This window comes from Pseudalkalibacillus sp. SCS-8, assembly GCF_040126055.1.
In the GTDB taxonomy this organism is placed as follows: Bacteria; Bacillota; Bacilli; order Bacillales; family Fictibacillaceae; genus Pseudalkalibacillus; species Pseudalkalibacillus nanhaiensis.
This window is the reverse complement of the sequence record NZ_CP143541.1, coordinates 2443924-2463568: the sequence shown is the minus strand read 5'-3', so window position 1 is coordinate 2463568 and position 19645 is coordinate 2443924. Positions and strand designations below refer to the sequence as shown.

General features: G+C 33.3%; 14 protein-coding genes. 10 read left to right on the top strand and 4 right to left on the bottom strand.

The features are described from left to right. Nucleotides 1-2: 2 nt before the first annotated feature. The 6 genes from V1497_RS12850 to V1497_RS12825 all read left to right on the top strand — a co-directional run bounded on the left by V1497_RS12850 (nucleotide 3) and on the right by V1497_RS12825 (nucleotide 13067). Entirely contained in the window at nucleotides 3-1880 is a 1878-nt protein-coding gene (locus tag V1497_RS12850) for a CD3337/EF1877 family mobilome membrane protein (RefSeq protein ID WP_349407937.1), read from the top strand. A gap of 12 nt (nucleotides 1881-1892) precedes the next feature. Further along, complete coding sequence (locus tag V1497_RS12845) at nucleotides 1893-2996, top strand: lysozyme family protein (protein ID WP_349407936.1); 1104 nt, start codon at nucleotides 1893-1895, stop codon at nucleotides 2994-2996. Beyond that, nucleotides 2997-3551, top strand: coding sequence for a hypothetical protein (locus V1497_RS12840; RefSeq protein ID WP_349407935.1), 555 nt, complete (start codon nucleotides 2997-2999; stop codon nucleotides 3549-3551). 303 nt (nucleotides 3552-3854) lie between these two features. Next, nucleotides 3855-6641: a hypothetical protein gene (locus V1497_RS12835; protein WP_349407934.1), complete on the top strand. Its 2787-nt coding sequence runs from the start codon at nucleotides 3855-3857 to the stop codon at nucleotides 6639-6641. A 13-nt stretch (nucleotides 6642-6654) separates the two neighbouring features. Next, entirely contained in the window at nucleotides 6655-12291 is a 5637-nt protein-coding gene (locus V1497_RS12830) for a DEAD/DEAH box helicase (RefSeq protein ID WP_349407933.1), read from the top strand. A 470-nt stretch (nucleotides 12292-12761) separates the two neighbouring features. Further along, nucleotides 12762-13067, top strand: coding sequence for a hypothetical protein (locus V1497_RS12825; protein ID WP_349407932.1), 306 nt, complete (start codon nucleotides 12762-12764; stop codon nucleotides 13065-13067). 163 nt (nucleotides 13068-13230) lie between these two features. On the opposite strand, the gene V1497_RS12820 is transcribed toward V1497_RS12825, so the two are convergent. The 3 genes from V1497_RS12820 to V1497_RS12810 are packed head-to-tail and all read right to left on the bottom strand — an operon-like array spanning nucleotide 13231 to nucleotide 15772. Beyond that, on the bottom strand, nucleotides 13231-13806 hold the full coding sequence (locus tag V1497_RS12820; protein WP_349407931.1) for a hypothetical protein: 576 nt from the start codon (nucleotides 13804-13806) through the stop codon (nucleotides 13231-13233). Between the two features lie 32 nt (nucleotides 13807-13838). After that, the gene (locus V1497_RS12815; RefSeq protein WP_349407930.1) at nucleotides 13839-14588 is read right to left on the bottom strand and encodes a PmeII family type II restriction endonuclease; all 750 of its coding nucleotides are present in this window, start codon (nucleotides 14586-14588) and stop codon (nucleotides 13839-13841) included. A 47-nt stretch (nucleotides 14589-14635) separates the two neighbouring features. Continuing rightward, nucleotides 14636-15772 (bottom strand): DNA cytosine methyltransferase, encoded by a 1137-nt coding sequence (locus V1497_RS12810; RefSeq protein WP_349407929.1) that lies wholly within the window; start codon nucleotides 15770-15772, stop codon nucleotides 14636-14638. Nucleotides 15773-16116: 344 nt separating this feature from the next. On the opposite strand from V1497_RS12810, the gene V1497_RS12805 reads away from it, so the two are divergent. From V1497_RS12805 to V1497_RS12790, 4 genes are all read left to right on the top strand, one after another. Beyond that, entirely contained in the window at nucleotides 16117-16806 is a 690-nt protein-coding gene (locus tag V1497_RS12805) for a hypothetical protein (protein ID WP_349407928.1), read from the top strand. Nucleotides 16807-17040: 234 nt separating this feature from the next. Further along, entirely contained in the window at nucleotides 17041-17622 is a 582-nt protein-coding gene (locus tag V1497_RS12800) for a recombinase family protein (protein ID WP_349407927.1), read from the top strand. A 342-nt stretch (nucleotides 17623-17964) separates the two neighbouring features. Then, nucleotides 17965-18408 (top strand): JAB domain-containing protein, encoded by a 444-nt coding sequence (locus V1497_RS12795; RefSeq protein ID WP_349407926.1) that lies wholly within the window; start codon nucleotides 17965-17967, stop codon nucleotides 18406-18408. 215 nt (nucleotides 18409-18623) lie between these two features. After that, a complete protein-coding gene (locus V1497_RS12790) occupies nucleotides 18624-19208 on the top strand; it encodes a hypothetical protein (RefSeq protein WP_349407925.1) in 585 nt (194 codons plus the stop codon). A 156-nt stretch (nucleotides 19209-19364) separates the two neighbouring features. Here V1497_RS12790 and V1497_RS12785 read toward each other — a convergent pair whose 3' ends face one another. Next, the gene (locus tag V1497_RS12785) at nucleotides 19365-19574 is read right to left on the bottom strand and encodes a hypothetical protein (RefSeq protein WP_349407924.1); all 210 of its coding nucleotides are present in this window, start codon (nucleotides 19572-19574) and stop codon (nucleotides 19365-19367) included. Nucleotides 19575-19645 lie beyond the last annotated feature (71 nt).

Below are 19645 nucleotides of genomic sequence, written 5' to 3'. Positions count from 1 at the left end.
CTATGAAACGTAAGCTTCTGTTTTCCTTGTTCATCCTCCTTTTAATTTCATTAAATATATCCACTGATGGGTACGCAGAATCACTGGAAGATGAAAGGAAATCCAAACAGTTTGATGAAAATCGTTATGAATTAATGACCTATGCCGATGATAGCTGGTGGGATGTGGCAGGGAAGACAGGTTCCTCTGTTGCGACTTCTATCAAAAGCTTCATTTGGATGATCAACATCGTTGTAGCGAATATCGTTCTCATGATTGTATATCAGCTATTTTCGCTTGACATCATCGATATGACCAAAGGTGCTGTTGAAGAGATAACATCGAGTACAGCTGGTACTCTGACCTATAACTTTGGATTATTTGCATTAGCTGTAGCCTCTCTTGGCATCGTAGTCCGGGCTTATATCCAACAGAATTGGCAGGCGTTTTTCAAGCTTCTCACATTGATTATGCTCAGTTTGACGTTGCTCTTCTCCATACAGACCGATAAGTTCAATTACATCGATCTCCTACACGGATTTTCTACAACTCTTGAAAATGCAGTAATGCAGGTGAATCCGTCATTGACGGAGGATGATTCATTTAATTTTGTCAGTTTCGATGAAAATTCAGCCCGTTCTGTATCTGTCTCAGTCGAGAACAAGGTGTTTGATGCGTTGATCTATCAACCGTATCTTTTACTTCAATACGGGAGTGCGGATAAAGCAAAAATCAATGCTGAACAATCTGATCGCGTTGAAGAGTATTTAAATGCTGATCCAAGCACAGAAAAAGGTATGAAAAAACGTGAAGAAATTTCTCAAAAAGAATACGAAGAATACGGGAACAAACAAATCTTTGCTGGGAATGCCTTCAAACAAGCTGGTTACATCATGGTCATGTTATTGTCGACCACTATTCAAGGTATCGTCTTTTTCTTCATCGCTTTGGTTCGGATTATGCTGCAATTTGCGTTCATTTTGATGATGCTACTTGCACCTTTCATTTTGTTCATGAGTATTTTCCCATCGTTTGAAGCATTGGTTGCCAAATATGCCAAAGGGACTTTTATTCTAGTCTTTTTCAAAGCGATTACAATGTTCTTCATTCTAGTGGCTACAAGCTTCATTACGCTCGGTTATGATATGACGAACATGTCCAACGATCTCTATTACCGTATATTCATTCAAATCGTCTTCAGTGTCGCTATCATCTTCATGTACATGAAACGTCAATTTGTCTTCAGCATGTTGGAAGGGGCGTCACCAAGTCTCGGTGATATGGGGGCAGCACGAACGGGTCGAACGACGCTATCTCGAACACAACAAGGACTTCGTCATGCCTCTCAAATGAAAAAGAAAACAGGAAGTGGACTAAAAAAGGGTCGACAAGTCGTCTCACGGAGTCGAACGAAAGCCGGAAATGGGTTGTCGTCAATTGGACAGTCTGCTCGGAATGTAAGTGGATCGATCAATGAAAAAGTACAACAAGCACGAAATCGAATCGGACAAGCTCAATTTGGTGGAAAACAAAGCTTTCAAAAACAGGGGTTCCATCCTGAACCGACTACAGCAACAGATGAGAGGGAGAATGTTTATCAAAATGATAAGGTATCTGTCCTATCAAATAATCAATCCAATTCTACTAAACACGTAAATACTAAGAATGTTAGAAACACCTCACGAAAAGGCTCGAAGCAGAGTAATACAAAAACATCACCTTCACAGAATGTAAGCGAATCAACTCAATCGTTGAACCATGAGCCATCAAAATCAGCTCGAAACCCTTATAATCACCATAAACAACCATCAATACAAACCAAAGATAAAAGAAGAGTGGGAGGAAATTCAGAAGGTCTATTAAACCGGAAATCTCACTTTTATTCATCAAATAACGAGTAGGGAGGAGATGCTTTGTTCCGCCAAGCGCTAGAAGTGAAAACAAAAAAAGTGGCGTTAGGATTATTCCTAAAGTATCTGTTCCCCTTTCTCCTTGCTTCTGCCCTTTTATTCAGTCTTCTTTTCATGTTGTTAATGTTCGCGGATCAACTTGTAAACAATCAATCTACGTCTCTTGATGGAAATAATGGAGCAAATCTGTCTAAAGATGTTTTGCAGCACAAACCGACGGTTGAAAAGTATGCGAAGGAATATGGTGTTGAAAAACATGTGGGGATGCTTCTTGCCTTGATGATGCAAGAGTCGGGAGGTCGTGGGGATGACCCCATGCAAGCATCTGAAAGTTATTGCGGTAAGGTTGGATGTATTGATGATTCAGAGCTATCAATTAAACAGGGTGTAAAGTATTTTTCCAATGTACTAGAGAAAGCCAAAGGTGATGTCAAACTCGCTGTGCAATCCTATAACTTTGGTACTGGGTTCATCCCTTATGTATTTGATAACGGTGGCCAGTATACACAAGAGCTTGCAATCGAATACTCATCGATGATGTATGACAAATTGAAGGAAACAGGCGAATACAGCTGTGTAAGACCTGAAGCTGTACAGTATGAAGCCTGCTATGGGGATATTTATTATGTTGACTCAGTCATGCAGTACTATGATTATTCAACTCTTGTAGCTGCTGAAGGTGAATGGACCTTCCCGGTTGATGGCATAAAGAAAGTGACATCAAATTATGGCTATCGTAAAGATCCATTTGATGGATCAAAGGATTTGCATCAAGGTATGGACTTCGGCTGCATCAACTATGTCACACCAATCCAATCGGTCAATGCTGGTAAGGTTATCTATTCAGAGTTCCATACAAATAGTGATGGAACACCTGGATACGGGAACCTAGTGATGATCCAACATGGGAAAGGATTCATCACTGCTTACGCCCATCTTTCAGATTTATCAGTTAAAAAAGGAGATATTGTAGAGAGAGGGCAGCAAGTAGGGGTTTGCGGAACCACTGGTTCCTCAACTGGCCCACATCTTCACTTCGAATGGAAAACAAACAAATGGAGTGGTCACCAAAATCCTAAAGGTTTATTTGCAAACAAGGGTGATTAGATGAACACAAAGGACTTCATAATTAAGACTGTTTTATTAATTATTGCCATCATAGTTATAGTTGGAGGTTGGTTCAGTTTAACCACCATAGAACAGCAAGAAGTAGAAATAGAAAAGTTAAAAGAAACAACACAGAGACAAAAAAATCAAATTAGCTTTTTAAAAAATAATAATCAGATGAAAACTCAATTTTATAAGGAAACAGATAATCAAAAAATAGAGGAAACTATCAATCTGTTCGTTCGGTCAGTTTTCAACGTTCAAGAAGATAACTACAAAGAGAGAAGATCGAATGCAGAGAGGGTTTTAAGTCAGGAGTTATTTAAACAAATTTTTTCTGACGAGTCTGAGAAACTACTATACGAGCATGATGTAGAAGACTTAAGAGTGTATACAAGACTGGATAGGGAGAATGCATCTGCCTATCTAATTTTTAATCATACAGCAAAAAATTTAGCAAATAATAAAAGTAATAAGATAAGGCTTACTGTTGAAGTCCTTCTACGGAAAGAAGAAGAAAACTGGATTGTCGTTAATTTTCTACAACTTGATTAAATACAAATTCATTAAGGTTGAGTCAATATTCTAAAAAAAGGTATATTCTTAAAAAAATTTAGCACTGTCTATATTAATAAAGGATAAATCTTATATGTAATTGTTTTATTTCAAGGTCATTAAAGTTTTTTGTTATTTCTGATTTGTCTTTAGGTTAAGGTATTATCTGGAATTTTAATGCTTGTATTCTTATTAGCATAATAATAATATTTATATATAAGGTCTTACGGTAGAAAATTCCTAATCTTTTAGATTTTTATCTCTTTATTTCTGAATATTTAAAATTATTAAGGGGGCGGTTATGTGACACTAAAAAATACAGTTAATACTAAAACCCTCATAGATTATAAAAGTTGGAATCAAGTATTGTGTGAATATTTTTTTGGTAAACATAATGAGAATAAAATAGTTTACCTTTATGTAAATGAGAATCTAATTATAAAATTAGGTGCTAAACTAAAATTAAATAAAGAAGAGGCCATGTATTCATTCTGTAAAAGTATTCAATCATATGGAAGAAATGACCCGGAATTAGTTTTTGAAAAGGCGTATATATGGGGAAGAAAGTGGTTTAAGCAGGGGAAAGTTGGGTTTCCACCATTTGTTGGAGTGTTGGCCATAACAGTTCTTGCGGCAACAAAAATGAAATCAAATAGAAAAAAGGGAATAGGTGCAGGAAACTATTATCACAGACTAAGGTATTTACTTGAATTAAATGGAGAAGGAAAGCCTTTTTATTTTGAGAAGACTAAATATCTATGGCAACATCTTATCACTTGGCAAAAGGAAAATAATGGAATGTATGGTTATACAAACGTATTTAAGTATGGTCAAGCATATATAGGATATCCAAAGTCACAGTGCTTAGTAAGAGATGCTGATAGAGAACAAATTTATGATTTTTTTTATTGGGCTGGTCTACGTCCAGGACTCAATGTTAATACTAATTCAATGTTAGAGCAACTAGAATTATACCTTTCAACGAAGGTTAATCGTCTATCAAATCTATTTTTTAAAAATAAAAAAGGTATACGTGAAGGTATTATTCAAGCTGTACTCTTCGAGTATAAAAATTGGACTGGATCAAAAGATAATCAATTTGAAGCTAATACAATTGATCCACAAATAAAAAGCTTAGTAAAAAGATATAATATGTTTTTACGTATTGACGAAGATAGGCAAACTAACTTTTTTAATCCAAAAGTAAAAATGGGCTTTTTCTCTATTATAGACGAAGATAATATTTCTGAAGAAATTTTAGAAACAGAAGACCTAAAAGGATTTTGCTATAAAAATAACACTTTTTATAAGGAAGTTAATATTCAACAAAATAACTTAGTAACTAGACATACATATACTATTCTTAATCAACTTAAGTTAGTGTTTGAAGGTGGAAATTTATTTTTTTTCCGTCGTGGTGTTGATTTAGGAATTAATGGCTGGATAAATAGAGATAATATAGTGAAAGGTAAAGATCATTTAGTAGTTTTTAATACAGAGATGGAAAGTGTTATAAAAGAGTGGCTAGTTATAAATGAGTTCAAAAGTAAGGATATAATAATTTCAAATCTCCCTTCTTCTTGGAAGTGTATATTTCTTAAAATACATAATAGGGAAATAATAGGCTCAGAAGATGTACTAAACAGTTTTGTCTTAAAAAATGATCAAGATAAAATAACATTTTTAGGTGGCCTAAAAGTAGGCTACATGGAGTGGCTATTAGATGGGCCACCAGAAGTTTCAATTATTACAAAACCTAAAACAACTATTTCAGTAAATGATACACCGTTTTTTAGTTTAATAGATGGTGAGGATACTATTAACTTTAAAAACTTACTTTTAAAAAAGTCTCAAATTTATAAAATTAGTTTCAATGATATTGAGAAAACAATCTTATTAAAGAACAATCATGAAAACTTGATTACATTTTCAGGTTTTAACCCTAAGCAATATTCTAACGAAAAGCTTAAAATTGCAGGAACCTATATTTATGAATCTTTAGAATCCTTTCCTAGACCTTTTAAGCAAAAAGGCTTCATAGCTTATTTAAACACAAGCAATAAAGAAAAAAGCGTAGCAAAGAAAGTCCCTAACTTTATTAATGCTATGCCGTTTAATTTAAACCGCGAATATAAAGATATGGGGATAAGCTTTGTTAATGAGAATTTAACTCACTTTAGACCTATTGACTTATTTTTTGAATATTTAACTATCAGAAAAGAAGGCAACTGGGATGCTTTTTTAAAAGGTATAAAATGGTGTTTTGGTAGTGAAAATATTGGACTTACAGCGTATAAGGTAAGACAAAAACTTTCCCAGCTCGGGTTTGTGGAGTTTGTAAAAGATAAGGATTTTAATAGGCACTATTGGAATGTCATTCCAACATCTGTTGCTGTTATCCCTTCCAATGATCCAATTGTATACTTAACTGGGGGTCGTACAAGGGAATCAGTAAGACAACTTTTAAAATTAACGTATGGAGAAGTCACGCATTTACAATCTATACCTAATTCAAGTCATGAACCGTTATCAATATTTTTATTAGGAAAATCAGTAGATGAATTAAAAAAATTTTTAAACAATCTAAATATTAAATATAACTGGGGATTAGATTACTTTAGCTATGATCTTTTAAGATGCTTGCCTGAGTTAAGCTCGTATATAAAAGGTGCTGAACCGATTTCAGAACCGATAATTGGGAATTCATATTGGATAGTCAAAGGCTGGGATCTGTTTAGTCATAAATGGATCAAAGATAAGGAATCACCATTAAAATTACTTATAAATAGTTTTGGTCAATATATTTGTTTATATAGGGCAACTAGTAAAAATACTATCAAAATAGATAGAGATATAGGAAAACTTTATTACGCACGACAACAAGGGATACCAATTTTTAATTATAAAAATTACGAGTTAAAGGTTAAGCAAGCATATGAGTTGCCGGAACTATATGAAAGGGTGTTAACCTCTTGTATTGGTCAATGTCCAGAAGTGAGTAACGGTTATAGGGTTTATAGAAATGTTCCTCATGAAATAGCTATTTCTTTGGTATATAAATTAGGTTTTCAATTAAACTACTATCATTAGGATGGTGTATAGAATGAATGATGTATTAGGTGTTTTTAATAGAATGAAAGAGATGTATATAAGATATATGGATAGTCCTTTTGCCTTAGGGCATGAAAAATTAATGGAAGAACGAGAAACAATATTAAGTGAGCCAGGTAACGTATATCAATATCCATATATTGAAGCGATGCCTCCATTTAAAAGTTCTGGTAAAAATGTTACTAGTTCCTGTAAATCAATTGGATGGTCTACTGATTTCGGAGATTTTGCCTCAAAAGGTCTTTTTAATAACAATCATAGCTTACATCTACATCAATACAGTGCTTTTAAGGAAGTTTTGAAAAACAATAAAAATGTTGTAGTTACTTCAGGTACGGGGTCTGGTAAAACAGAAAGTTTTCTTCTCCCTTTAATTGCAAATATATTAAACGAAGCAAAAAGTTGGGAAAAGCCAGGAGAAGAACCAACTCCTTGGTGGCAAGTAGGAGATACATGGGTACCTTCGAGAAGTAATGAAAGACGTAAACCAGCGATTCGAGGATTAATTTTGTATCCATTAAATGCCCTAGTCGAGGATCAGTTAGTACGTTTAAGGAAATCACTAGATAGTGAAGAAGCGAAGGAGTGGCTTGACCATAATAGAGAAGGAAATAGAATTCATTTTGGGAGGTATACCGGCAAAACCCCAGTTCCTGGAAATCCCGCAAATAAGGTTAAAGTAAAAAAATTACGAGGCTTAAAAAAGCAGATGTATAGAAAACAAATCGAATTAGAAAAACATTTTATGCACCTAATTCAAAATATTTCAAGTGAGCCCAGTCAAGAAATAAAACAAAAAGTAAAACTTGAGTTACAAAGTGAAGTGACTAATGAGTTGCTAAATTTAAACACTTGGAATAGTGATGAAATTTATCATATTAAAACTAAGCTAAAAGAAAAATACCATGAAAAAATAACGTATATTAATCAAATTGGCGGTTCAGAAATGATTTCAAGATGGGATATGCAAGAGTATCCACCGGATATTTTGATTACAAACTTTAGTATGCTAAATATCATATTAACTAGATCAATTGAACAGAGAATGTTTGAAAAAACAAAAGAGTGGTTAGAAGAAGATTCTAATAATACATTTTTTTTAATTTTAGATGAATTACATACATATAGGGGAACAGCAGGGACAGAGGTGGCTTATGTAATAAGAGCACTTCTAAGTCGTCTAGGGCTAACACCCGAAAGTCCGCAACTTAGGGTAATTGCTACTAGTGCCTCTTTAGATAAAAGCGGAAAAGAGTTTTTAGAACAATTTTTTGGTATACCTATTGATAAATTTGAAATCATTACCGGAGATAGAGAAAGAGCTAACTTATTCGAAGAGAACAAAGCATTTAAAAATACTTCTAATGCTTTTATAGATTATTACAAGTTATGTAATAACGATTACACAACTGCTGTAAAAAGACTATGTAATGAGTTTGAACAACCATTTGAAGAGAACAGTTGTGAGGAATCTTTATATAATGTTCTTAATAAATCTGGAATCTTAAATGAATTTATTAAGGAATGTGAAAAACCAACATCCTTAAAAGAACTTAATAAAAAAATATTTGGTACAAATACTAAATCTATTAACGCTATTGGTGGTCTTCTTCATGCATTAATTAATTCAAAGAAAAATGGTGAGGTTGTAATACCGATTAGGACACATTTGTTTTTTAAGAATTTCCAAGGGTTGTGGGCGTGTTCAAATCCGAGTTGTTCTTCGGTAGACGAGAAATTTAAATTTAACGAAAGGAGGATAGGAAAGTTATACAATCAACCTAGAGTTCAATGTAGCTGTGGCTCTAGAGTTTTAGATTTCTATTATTGTCAGAATTGTAGTGACTCATTTTTAGGAGGATATAAGAGTAAGGCCGATGAGGAAAGTGCTTATTACTTAACTGCAGATTACCCTAACCTGGAAGGGTTACCTGATAAGATTCCTTTTCAAAAAAGATACGGAGAATATGCTCTTTTTTGGCCATCCTTGGATATTGATGAAGATATAAAATCATGGAAGAGAACAATAGATACTAATAATAAAAAAAATAAATTAAGTTTTTCATGGGTTAAGGCTAATTATGGAGATAAAATTGGCCAAATTAAAAGAGATAGCTTTGATGACCCAAACGTTTATATGTTTTTAATTGAAGGAGATGAAGAATATAAAGCTAAAATGCCTGCATTTCCAATTAAGTGTCCAAACTGTGCAGATGATTGGGAATTGAAAGGTCCACTTACAAAAACCGAACCTCTAGAAAGTACCAAAAGAACTAGATCGCCAATTAGAGGGCAAAAAACTGGTTTTGATATGATAGCACAAGTTATGCTTGACTCCCTAATGAGAGAGCTACCAAATAAAGAAGCGCAAAAAGCTGTGCTATTTTCAGATAGCAGACAAGATGCAGCAAAACTTTCAGCTAAAATTGAATTAAATCATTATTATCATATTTTAAGATATATTGTGGTTTCAGTATTGGGGAAAGAACAGACTCCACTTAAATCATTTATTAAACAATTGCAAGGTCTTAAATTAAGCCCTAGTGAAAAATTAGAAGCTGAAGATTATTTATACAATCATGAAAATCAGGCAATGTTGTTACAACTTTATTATCAAGGAGGCATACTTGCTCCACAAAGAAAGGAACAAATTAAAAAAATATTAGACTCTCTAGATAAACCTGTAAAGCTTATTGAATTATGGAACCCAATTGAACATAGTCTGATTAAACTGGGAATTAATCCTGGGGGATCAGAAATTTCTCTTTATGAACAAAATGGGTACAAATGGGTACAATTATATGATTGGAGTAATATAGAAAGGCCAATACCTAAATTAGAAACACTTCCTATAGATCTTGAGAGATTACGAAAGAAAATTATAGAAAGTCTAAAAGATAATGTACTAGCGAATGTTTTGTTTTCACAAAGAAAAAGGGATTTTGAATCTTTGTGTATAGCAAGACTTACTACTGATATCGAAATGTTATTGACGGAGAATATGGGAAAAGAACCGGATTTTTGGCGACAATTAGTAGATAGTTCTATTAGAATCTTAGGTGGGTTAAGAAGATATGATTTAAATAGAGCACCAACAGATAATCCACCAAGTTTATTAAAAAAATATTGGAAGGCTGTTGCGAAATCTAACAATTTAAAAGAGGAAGCTTTAATTAATAATACCGTGAGGATTTTTGAAAATTTAAGGGGAGTAAAAGATTATCTAATTAATTCGAATGAGATTTATATTGTACCAGCAGAACAAAAAGTATTTGAATGTAAAAAATGTGGAAGAAATCATTTGCATGCTTCTTGTAATGTTTGTACGGATTGTTTTTCGGCTTTAAAAGAAAAAACATTTGATAGTATTAAAATAAATGATTATTACAGGTTTTTATCAATGGATAAAAAAACCTATAGGAGATTTCATTCGGAAGAAATGACAGGTCAAACTGATGCAGAACTTGCTTCCAGAAGACAACAGTTGTTTCAATCAATATATGATTTTGATGATATTCCATTAGTTAATGAGATTGATATTTTAAGTGTGACTACAACTATGGAGGCTGGTGTAGATATAGGCTCATTACAACTAGTTGCAATGTCAAACATGCCACCACAAAGGTTTAATTATCAACAACGTGTTGGTCGTTGCGGACGAAGAGGTTCAGCACTTTCAGTAAGTTTGACTTTATGTAGAGGACGTAGTCATGATGATTGGTATTTTGATAATTTAGATAAAATGACAGGTGATCCTCCTCCGCAACCTTATATTGATTTAAAATCTCAAAAGATTTTTTCAAGAGTACTATATAAGGAGATTTTGTTTCATTCATTTGCTGCTACAGGTTTGATAGAGGAGATTGATGGTGGAGATAGTGTCCATGGTGAGTTCGGCCATAAAGACGATTGGGAATTATATAATGATAGAATACAGGCTTACCTCCAATCAAAAGAAGGTAATGTTCGACTAAATAGTATAGTGGATGCATTATCATTTCAATCTAAAATCAAATCTAGTGAGATAGAAAAACTTAAAATATCTATTGTAAATGGTAATTTTACTAAGAAAATCACTGAAATATCAAAGGATTCAAGATACTCTTCAAACTCTTTGAGTGAAAACTTAGCTGCTGCAGGTTTACTTCCAATGTTTGGGTTTCCAACTAGAGTTAGGATGTTCCATCATGAAAGAAGATCACGAAATATGCCCCCTCAATTTTTGGAATATGGAACTGTAGATAGAGACCTTGAAATAGCAATTAGTGAATATTCACCTGGATCTGAAATAATAAAAGATAAGGTTAAGCACAAGGCAGTTGGAATTGCACATTACTGGGTACGAGGTCGTCAAGTAGTTCCTGAAGAGAATCCTTTAGGTAAAATACGACATGTTGCAATTTGTAATAATTGTCATTTACTTTTTGACGACGAATCTCTTTTTCCTATTATTTGTCCTTCCTGTAAATCTCCTTTAGGTGAAGATAGAAGCTTTGATTTTAGAAAAACACCTATCTCTGAACCTCAAGGATTTAGAAGCGAATGGATAAATAGAGATTATAAAGAAGATTTTGAATGGAGCTCTCGAAGTTCGATTCCAAGGTTAGCGGATGATGCATCAATAAATCAAGATATTAACCACCTTTATAATATAAAATACGCATCACAGGATGGAAATGTTTATTCAATAAATGACAATTATGGTCAGTTATTTACATTCAAAAAAGCGAAAAATGAATACGATGGTTGGATTGAAACCAGTACATTAAATAAAGAGGGATTTAACCCTTATCTCATGGAAGATGCTATTGAAAATGTAGCACTAGCTTCTATTAAAAATACTGAGGTGCTTGTTCTTAGTCCTAAAGATTTGACGTCTGAAATTACTTTTGATCCAACAAATTTAGGTGTAAAATCAGGGCTTATTTCCTTCGGTTATTTGTTTAGACGTGTTGCTACTACACTACTTGATGTTGATGCAGATGAACTTCAAGTTGGTATCAGGTCAAAAGTTGATACTATCAACAATAATACTATAGGTGAAATCTTTATAGCTGATAGACTAATCAATGGTGCCGGTTATTCGAAACATTTATCAAATAATAAGTTATTAGATGAAATAATTACGGATTTAACAGGGGTGTTTCGTAATATCCCTACAATTAAAAACCATAATTGTGATACATCATGTTACGATTGTTTAAGAACATACGAAAATATGGGGTACCATCCAATTTTAGATTGGAGGCTTGGTTTAGATGTAGCATCCATTTATAAGGATAGTAGTTTTATCCCTAGTATTGATAGTAAGTGGAAACCTTTAGTGAATAATGCTATCAAGAGTATTCTCGCCAATTATGGAGGTACATCAGCAACTTGGATAAATGGATTTCCTGTTTTAACCTTACCATTCGAGGATAAATCAGTTAGTTTAATTTTTGTTCACCCATTTTTGGAAAAAGTAGATAGGAACAAATTTAGATCTAGTCTATTAGAGCTAACTGAACATTACGAAAACAAAGGTCATATGTTAACTAATTATGATATCTTTGATTTAATAAGAAGGCCGAACTGGGTGATTATGAATGTATTAGAAAAGAAAAATCAAGAGAATACATTTATCTTATAATATGTAAAATAAGAACTCATTGGGCGAATGTAATTATGACTTAGATTAAAGATTATGTTATTCCAGAAAGCAGAAAAAATTATTATCAAAATAAGCTCGTATAAATATAACCATAAGTCAAAATCGCACTCAAAAATGGGTGCGATTTTGTTGTTTAGTGTGTACATTAGAGTTTTAGTTAAACGGAGGAAAGATTATATTTGAGAAAATCCTGGTGATGATAATGAACAAATTGTACATTCAGGTTTTAATTCTTTTTCATGATAAAGAGAACTTTTACAGCCAACCTTATGATTTTGGTGAAAGTATAAATGAAGTTAAGAGATTAACAAAAGATTGATCAGCTATTCATAAATGGAGGGAGTTTTTTTAAAAAACTAGGGGAATAGCGAGATCTAGAAGATGTTTATGGTTAAAATTTTACGTGTGGTCATTGTGATACAGCAACTTCACCAACCAGTGAGTATCTTTTGGAAAGAAGAAATGAACACGGCTTTCAGGAAATTGGTGCATATACTCTAGTATGTACAGGGTGTAACTACCCAACTTTTTTACAATTTGATATAGGTATTCATTTACCGAGCCCAAAAATTCATGCAAGTGTGGAACACTTACCTGAATCGCTTGGAATGTTATTTAGAGAAACCGGAAAAGTAATTTCTTCAGGCTTATATAATACAACTGTATTACTTTGTAGAAAATTATTAATGAACCTTACTGTTCAAGAAGGGGCTAGAGAAAATCAAAAATTCCCTTTTTATGTGGATTTTATTTAGGAAATTGCATACATCAATGTAACAATTTTAGTAATGCTACTAAAGCTTGTTTATGAATTTCCTGTAAAATGAAGTCAAGATAAAAACGTCTATGTGGGTGGTTTTTTTGGTGGAAAAAAGACGTAATCCAGTGTGGGAAAACGTCTATGAATCAAGTAAAATATTAGATAACTCTTTGTAAATATCTTAAGTCAATTAAATAACTATCTGGTGCGTTACCCCGATTATCATTTACTCTTTGTTGATACGTATGGAGAGGTGAGTTTTGTATAATAGAGTCTAAATCCTGAAACGATACTTTCCATACTCCTTGCATAGGGTTAACCTGAATGTTAGTATCTCCAAAATATGGATTGGTACTTTCTTTAAAATACCTAACAGCTATCCAATCTACCCAAAAATAAATGTCTATATCAGAATGTTCTTCTCTATATCGATCAGCATCATTTCTGTTAAAGGTAACTGTAAATTGAGGATCAGATCCATATCTAGCTGCTGTAAAAAAAGGGGTGTTTTGTGTTTTTAGATCCGATAATTTTTCCCCAGAAATGTCTGAAATGTCAGGAGCATAACGATTTGTTTGTTTTGCTGGATTGATAATTAATTCTAGCTGTTGACCATAATTTTCAATAAATACTTCTTCCTTTTCTTCCCCATGATTACACCATGCGCCTTTATCTTGTAAATCTCTGTGAGTAACAATATCATCATTGATATCAAACATTATAGGTCTTGCCATTTACCACACATCCCTATTATAGATTTTAATTTTCACATGTTTTCTTCCAGAAAGGTGTTCCACATTTTCTCCCCAGATATTCCATACTTTGAAATAAACTGGTCAGTTAATTCATTGCGTTTTTTATCAATTAATTCTTTTAAAGTGAGGCCCCGACTATCCTCATAACCTTCAGATATTGAAATTGTAAGAAGCCATAGTTTTTTGTAACAATCAGGGTCATTTGAAATAAACTCCCAAAAGTCTCGACCTGCTTCAAAATCAAAACTCAAATATTGTTGCGTGATTCCACTTACTCGATCCGTTTTTCCATATGTAATTCCTAACATTCCAGCTGAACCAGGAGCCCGTCTAATAGCCGATTGAAGTTCACTACTAATTTGGACACATATATCTTTATTAACAGTGTTTGGCCCAGATTTCATCTGTATATACCAACGGATTGGAATACCATTTTCATTGTCTTTAACAATTGAAATGTCGGCACCCCCAACACCTGTTTTTTCACAAAAAGCAGTTGCAATCTTTTGTATTGTCATACCAAATCCAGTACTTGTAGAGCGTTCCAGCCGAGCGTTAATCATGTATTCTACTAATTTATCAGCGGAATTTAATTCAGCTGCTGACCCAACCAACTTCATTAGTAGAGGGTTGGGTGTTAAATCATCTAGTTGCAACTTATATAAATTTTTGAACACATTTTTCAGATATTTTTCCATGATCTCTTGGATCTCCGGTGTAATATCTGTACCGTCTATTTTTCTAATACAATTAATAGACATAACATACCCCCAAAATAAAAAAGATATAGGGAAAATTTCCCTATATCCTATCTTACCATACTATTTGACAATTCTTGGGGTTTTTCTATTTTATTTAACATATTAAATATGGACTCGCCTAATACTTGTGCTAATCGAATTGGAACAGCATTTCCAATTTGAGTGTATTGTTGTGAAAGTGTTCCTGCTACATAATAACCTTTTGGAAACTCTTGAATAGCCAAATATTCTTCAATACTTAATGGTCTATCTTCTAAAGGATGTCCCAAATTTGTACTTTTTTGGCTAGGGGAAGTTAGTAGAGTAGGGGCTGGTTTATTGAGACTAACACGTCTGAAAAATCCTACTTTACCTCCGCCAGATTCATAGGCACCACCCATAGCTTCTCTAACAACGTCTTCACCGTATTGCCGTAAATCTCTCCAGTTTCCTCCGCCTTTAGGAATCATTTTCATCCATTTCAACCGATCAGCAGAGTAATTAACATGGTTATGTTTCGAGACATTTAACTCTTCGAAAATGTCACCAACAGTTCTCCAATAATCTTTTCCGTTAGTCCCATGTTTATCGTGGGTAGGTTCAGGAAATGAATATTCTGTTCTAAAATCTTCACGAACTCCAACGATAAATACACGTTCACGAGTTTGAGCTACACCATAATCAGCAGCGTTGATCAATGCAACAGACACTTCATAGTTTCCAAAGTGTTCAAGTAAGTGTCTAAATGCACTACCCCGTTGTTCATCTGGCTCTAAAGGTCTTGTTTCTCGTTCTGCAAGAGGAACATGTTTTAAAGCAGATGAGAGAAGCCCTCTAACATTCTCAAGTAGAAATACTTTTGGTTGTACTTCTTGAACTAGATTTGCAAACTTTAACATAGCTTGTCCTCTAGGATCTTCAAATGCTTGTCTTTTTCCTGCGGTTGAAAAAGATTGGCAAGGACTTCCCCCAATGAATAAATCTATTTCTTCATCGTCATTCAGATCGGCTTCCTCGTAAATACGATCACGAGAATAATCCATAACATTTCCTTCTTTTACTGTTAGGGAAGGGAAGTTAGCCTGGAGAGTCTTACAATAAGTTGGCTCAATTTCTACAGCAAGTTTTACGTCAAAACCAGCTTTTTTTATTCCGATGTCAAGTCCACCTGCACCAGCAAATAAGGAAATCGCATTTCTATACATATAATTAACACCTTCTAGAAGCTTGTACTTTTTATTGATAGGTGTATTATAACATTTATCAATAATTCGGTCCAGAATTTGATTTAATAAATTGCTAGTAATAGGCATAATTTCACGAGATTATACTTTTAATTTTAGGGGTGATCCATCTGTTCGTATTAGACAATAGTTTAAATTCAACTTTTGATATTAAATGATTGGGGGTAATCTTATTTCTTATAGGAGTTGACTTAAACAATTGTTGAGAAAATTTTGCTATGATAATTGACAATTCTCCAATGGAAGAGAATCTGTGTTAAATTGTTATAGAATGGAAAAATCTCTTGCTAATAAGGAGGCAAGTAATGGGGTATCTTTCGTCTATAAAGCTATTTGTAGCAATAACAACTTTAGTTTATGCTGTAATATTTGGAGTTGTTTTAGAAAAGAATAAAGATATTCAAAGATTAATGGAATTTCTCAATAACAACAAGTTAAACATGATTATTATCTCAATTGCATTAGCATTTTATATTGTTGTAACTTTTTTTTGGAATTCTGGAATAATATATAGTTTCATAAAACCGAATATTAAATTTAAAATCGAATTCATAAATAAGAGTATTTCTGTAGTACTAACCATTCTAGTACTTGTGGTATTTTCATTCGGATTGTATACATTGTTTTTATCAATATTTCATACATTCTATTATGAATACTCAACTATGAAAATGCCTTTTTTATTTTATGTAATATATTATTTTACATTTATTAGTTTTGTAATGGCTTTGAGGGATTTGTTTAAATTACTTAATGATAGATTTAAAGTTAAGTTTCTTTTTAATAGGAGATATTACATACTAGCTTTAATAATAATAATTTCAATAATATTTTCAATCTATTTAGATAAAAGCAAGTTAAACTATGATTCAATAGAAGCTATCTTTACTGGTATTAGTACAATATTTGTACTTCTAACAATCTCCATATCCTCATTTATATCGTTTTTTAGAGAACAACACCATAGCAGTGTGAAAAAAGATCTCGAAAACTGAAAATTAATATAATAAAAATTTTAGAATTTATATTATATACCATGTAAAAAGTATTAAACTTGAGCCCTTCCTCCCATTGAGTCCCCTCTATCATGTGGTTTTAAAAAGTTTGTATCCATATGAGTAAGGTCAAAATGGACACTCTTGGGACTATGGAGTAATATAGGTTTATAATGTCCAAAATACACGTCCAAAATAGAGGTGTCTATTATGACCAGATATGGTTATGCAAGAGTGTCATCAACAGGACAAAATCTCGAGGGACAAATTGCACAACTGAAAGACAATGGCTGCGAAACGATTTTTCAAGAAAAAATAAGTGGTAAAAGTGCAAACAATCGTCAACAATTTCAGAAACTAATAGACCAGGTTGAAAAAGATGATGCAATTGTCGTCACAAAATTGGACAGGTTTGCAAGATCCACAAGAGATGCATTGAACATCATCGAAATCCTGAACCAAAAGGAAGTCGGGCTTGTAGTGTTAAATATGGGGGGAGATACCCTTGATACGACGACCCCTTTAGGAAGACTAATGTTAACAGTTTTAAGCGGTATTGCGGAATTTGAATTGGGTCTGAACAAGGAAAGACAGGCTGAAGGCATAGCTGAAGCCAAAAAAAGAGGCGCTTATAAGGGTCGTCCCAAAAAATATACGAATAAAAACAAAAGCCTGTTACATGCAGTTCAATTGTTTGAAGAACGTAATCAAAACTGTATGACGGTCCAGGAAATCTGCGATATTACAAAAGTGGGTAGAAGTACGTTATATAAATTTATTAAAGAAAACTTTAAAAATGAAAGGCAAACATCTTAATGCCTTTCGGATCTCGAATCCTCATGCTTATGGCGGTGAATCCCATCAGAGATATTCCACCGCCTTTCACTATGTCTATAATTTTCCTTCCTTTGTTCTCCTCATTGTAATTATTTGCTCATCACTCGGTAAAGGATCTGCGTGGTCGAACGGCCACAAACAAAACCAAGTCGGCTAAGCCAACGTAACAAGATGAAATCACTGGTGGAAACGCTGGCTAAGTCATTGGGTTTTGCATATGTCCGTAACTCCCACTTGATGCTTCGCATACTTTCGTCTCCTTCTACACTCGTTTTCGCAAAAATTCCTTTCTTTTCAAACAAAGAAAGGAGTTGTTTCAAGATGGAAACAATTTATGAAATTCAACGGATCAGACAAGTAATCTTAGAGGTAGAAGGAGGGGAACCATACATCATCCGTTCTCCAGAAGATGCTGCAAAAGTTGCTGTTGAATTTATCGGGGAAGATGATCGTGAAGTGTTCTTCGTCATGTGTCTCAATACGAAAAACAGAGTTGTTGCAGTTCATCGTTGTCATGTAGGATCAATCAATGCCAGCATTGTTCATCCCAGAGAAGTATTCAAAAGTGCAATTCTGAATAACAGTGCAGCAATCATCCTTTGTCACCAGCACCCTTCTCAAGATACGAATCCATCTCAAGAGGATATTGAGGTCACTAAACGTCTTGTTGAAGCAGGTCATTTGATTGGAGTTGAGGTGCTGGATCATCTGATTGTCAATGCAGGAGCGGGATATACCAGCTTAAAAGAAAAAGGATATGTATAAAAATTTGGAAGGAGCTAAGCTCCTTCCATTTTATTTTTTATGTTTTGTCATAGGTCAAGTATAGGACATAATCTTTTCACCTTCAAAATAAGCTTGTTTCTAAGTAACTCATATTTAAATAAGATAATAATCGAAATAAATAAATGTAAATCCACTTTTATATACAACATTTTCCATGTATAATAACTAAGAGTTAAATAGAGGGGGATTAAGTTGTGTACAGATTTAAATGGATTATAATTGCAATTGTTTTACTTTTATTTTTGACAGCGTGTGCAATAGATAATACTAAAAAAGTTACTAGTGAAACAGAATCCAAGATAACAGAGGAAACAGTAGCTGAAGAAGAGGGTACGAATGCTGAGACTGTAGGAGAATCAAGTGAAACCGGAATTGCAATAGTAGTTGAACAACAAACAGAATTACTTACAGAAGATTTCTTAGAGTATAATGATAAGTACTATACAGCTTTTAAAAATAATTTAGATCTTATTGGTGGAAACTTTGAACTAATATATGAAGGCAATTACAGTTCAAACTTAATTGATGATTTAATTATTTGGACAAATGAATTTGATGAATTATTGGATGTCTATACGGACAATGCAAAACCTACAAACGAACTAGACAAAAAACTTTATTCAATCACTATTGAAATGATTACAAAGCAAAGGGAAGCCAATAAATTTATAAAAAAAGGACTTGAAAATACCGATGATGATCTTTCATGGATAACCGCAGGAGAATACCTTAACTCATCAACAAAGTTATTTTTAGAAGGATACGAGCTAATCAACTAAATATTGTAAGAGCTGATTAATGTAGATATTTGAAGTTTATAAATAATTTACTCAATGGATGTGCAGACTGATATATATTTTTAAGAACTTAAGGAGGAGCTTGGCTCCTTCCTTTTCTGATCATAAAAATTCCTTCTAGCTAAATGTTTAATTAAGTCAAAACTTCTCTAATACATTGGTTAGGTCCTCTTCTAGTAATTCAATGGTGACCCTTATTTTCTTCCCTTGAAATGGATTTAAGAACTCTTCAACTCTCCGTCCATTAAATACATTTACCCTTTTAATAGGCATGTCTCCATTTGAATCTTTGTTCAAATCATAACTAACTACTGGAACTCCTTCTTCAACATAATAAGTTCGTTTCATTATTCATCATCTCCTTTATATTTCCACTGTAAAACTACTGCCCAAGAAATGAAAATTCTCTTTTGCTCACT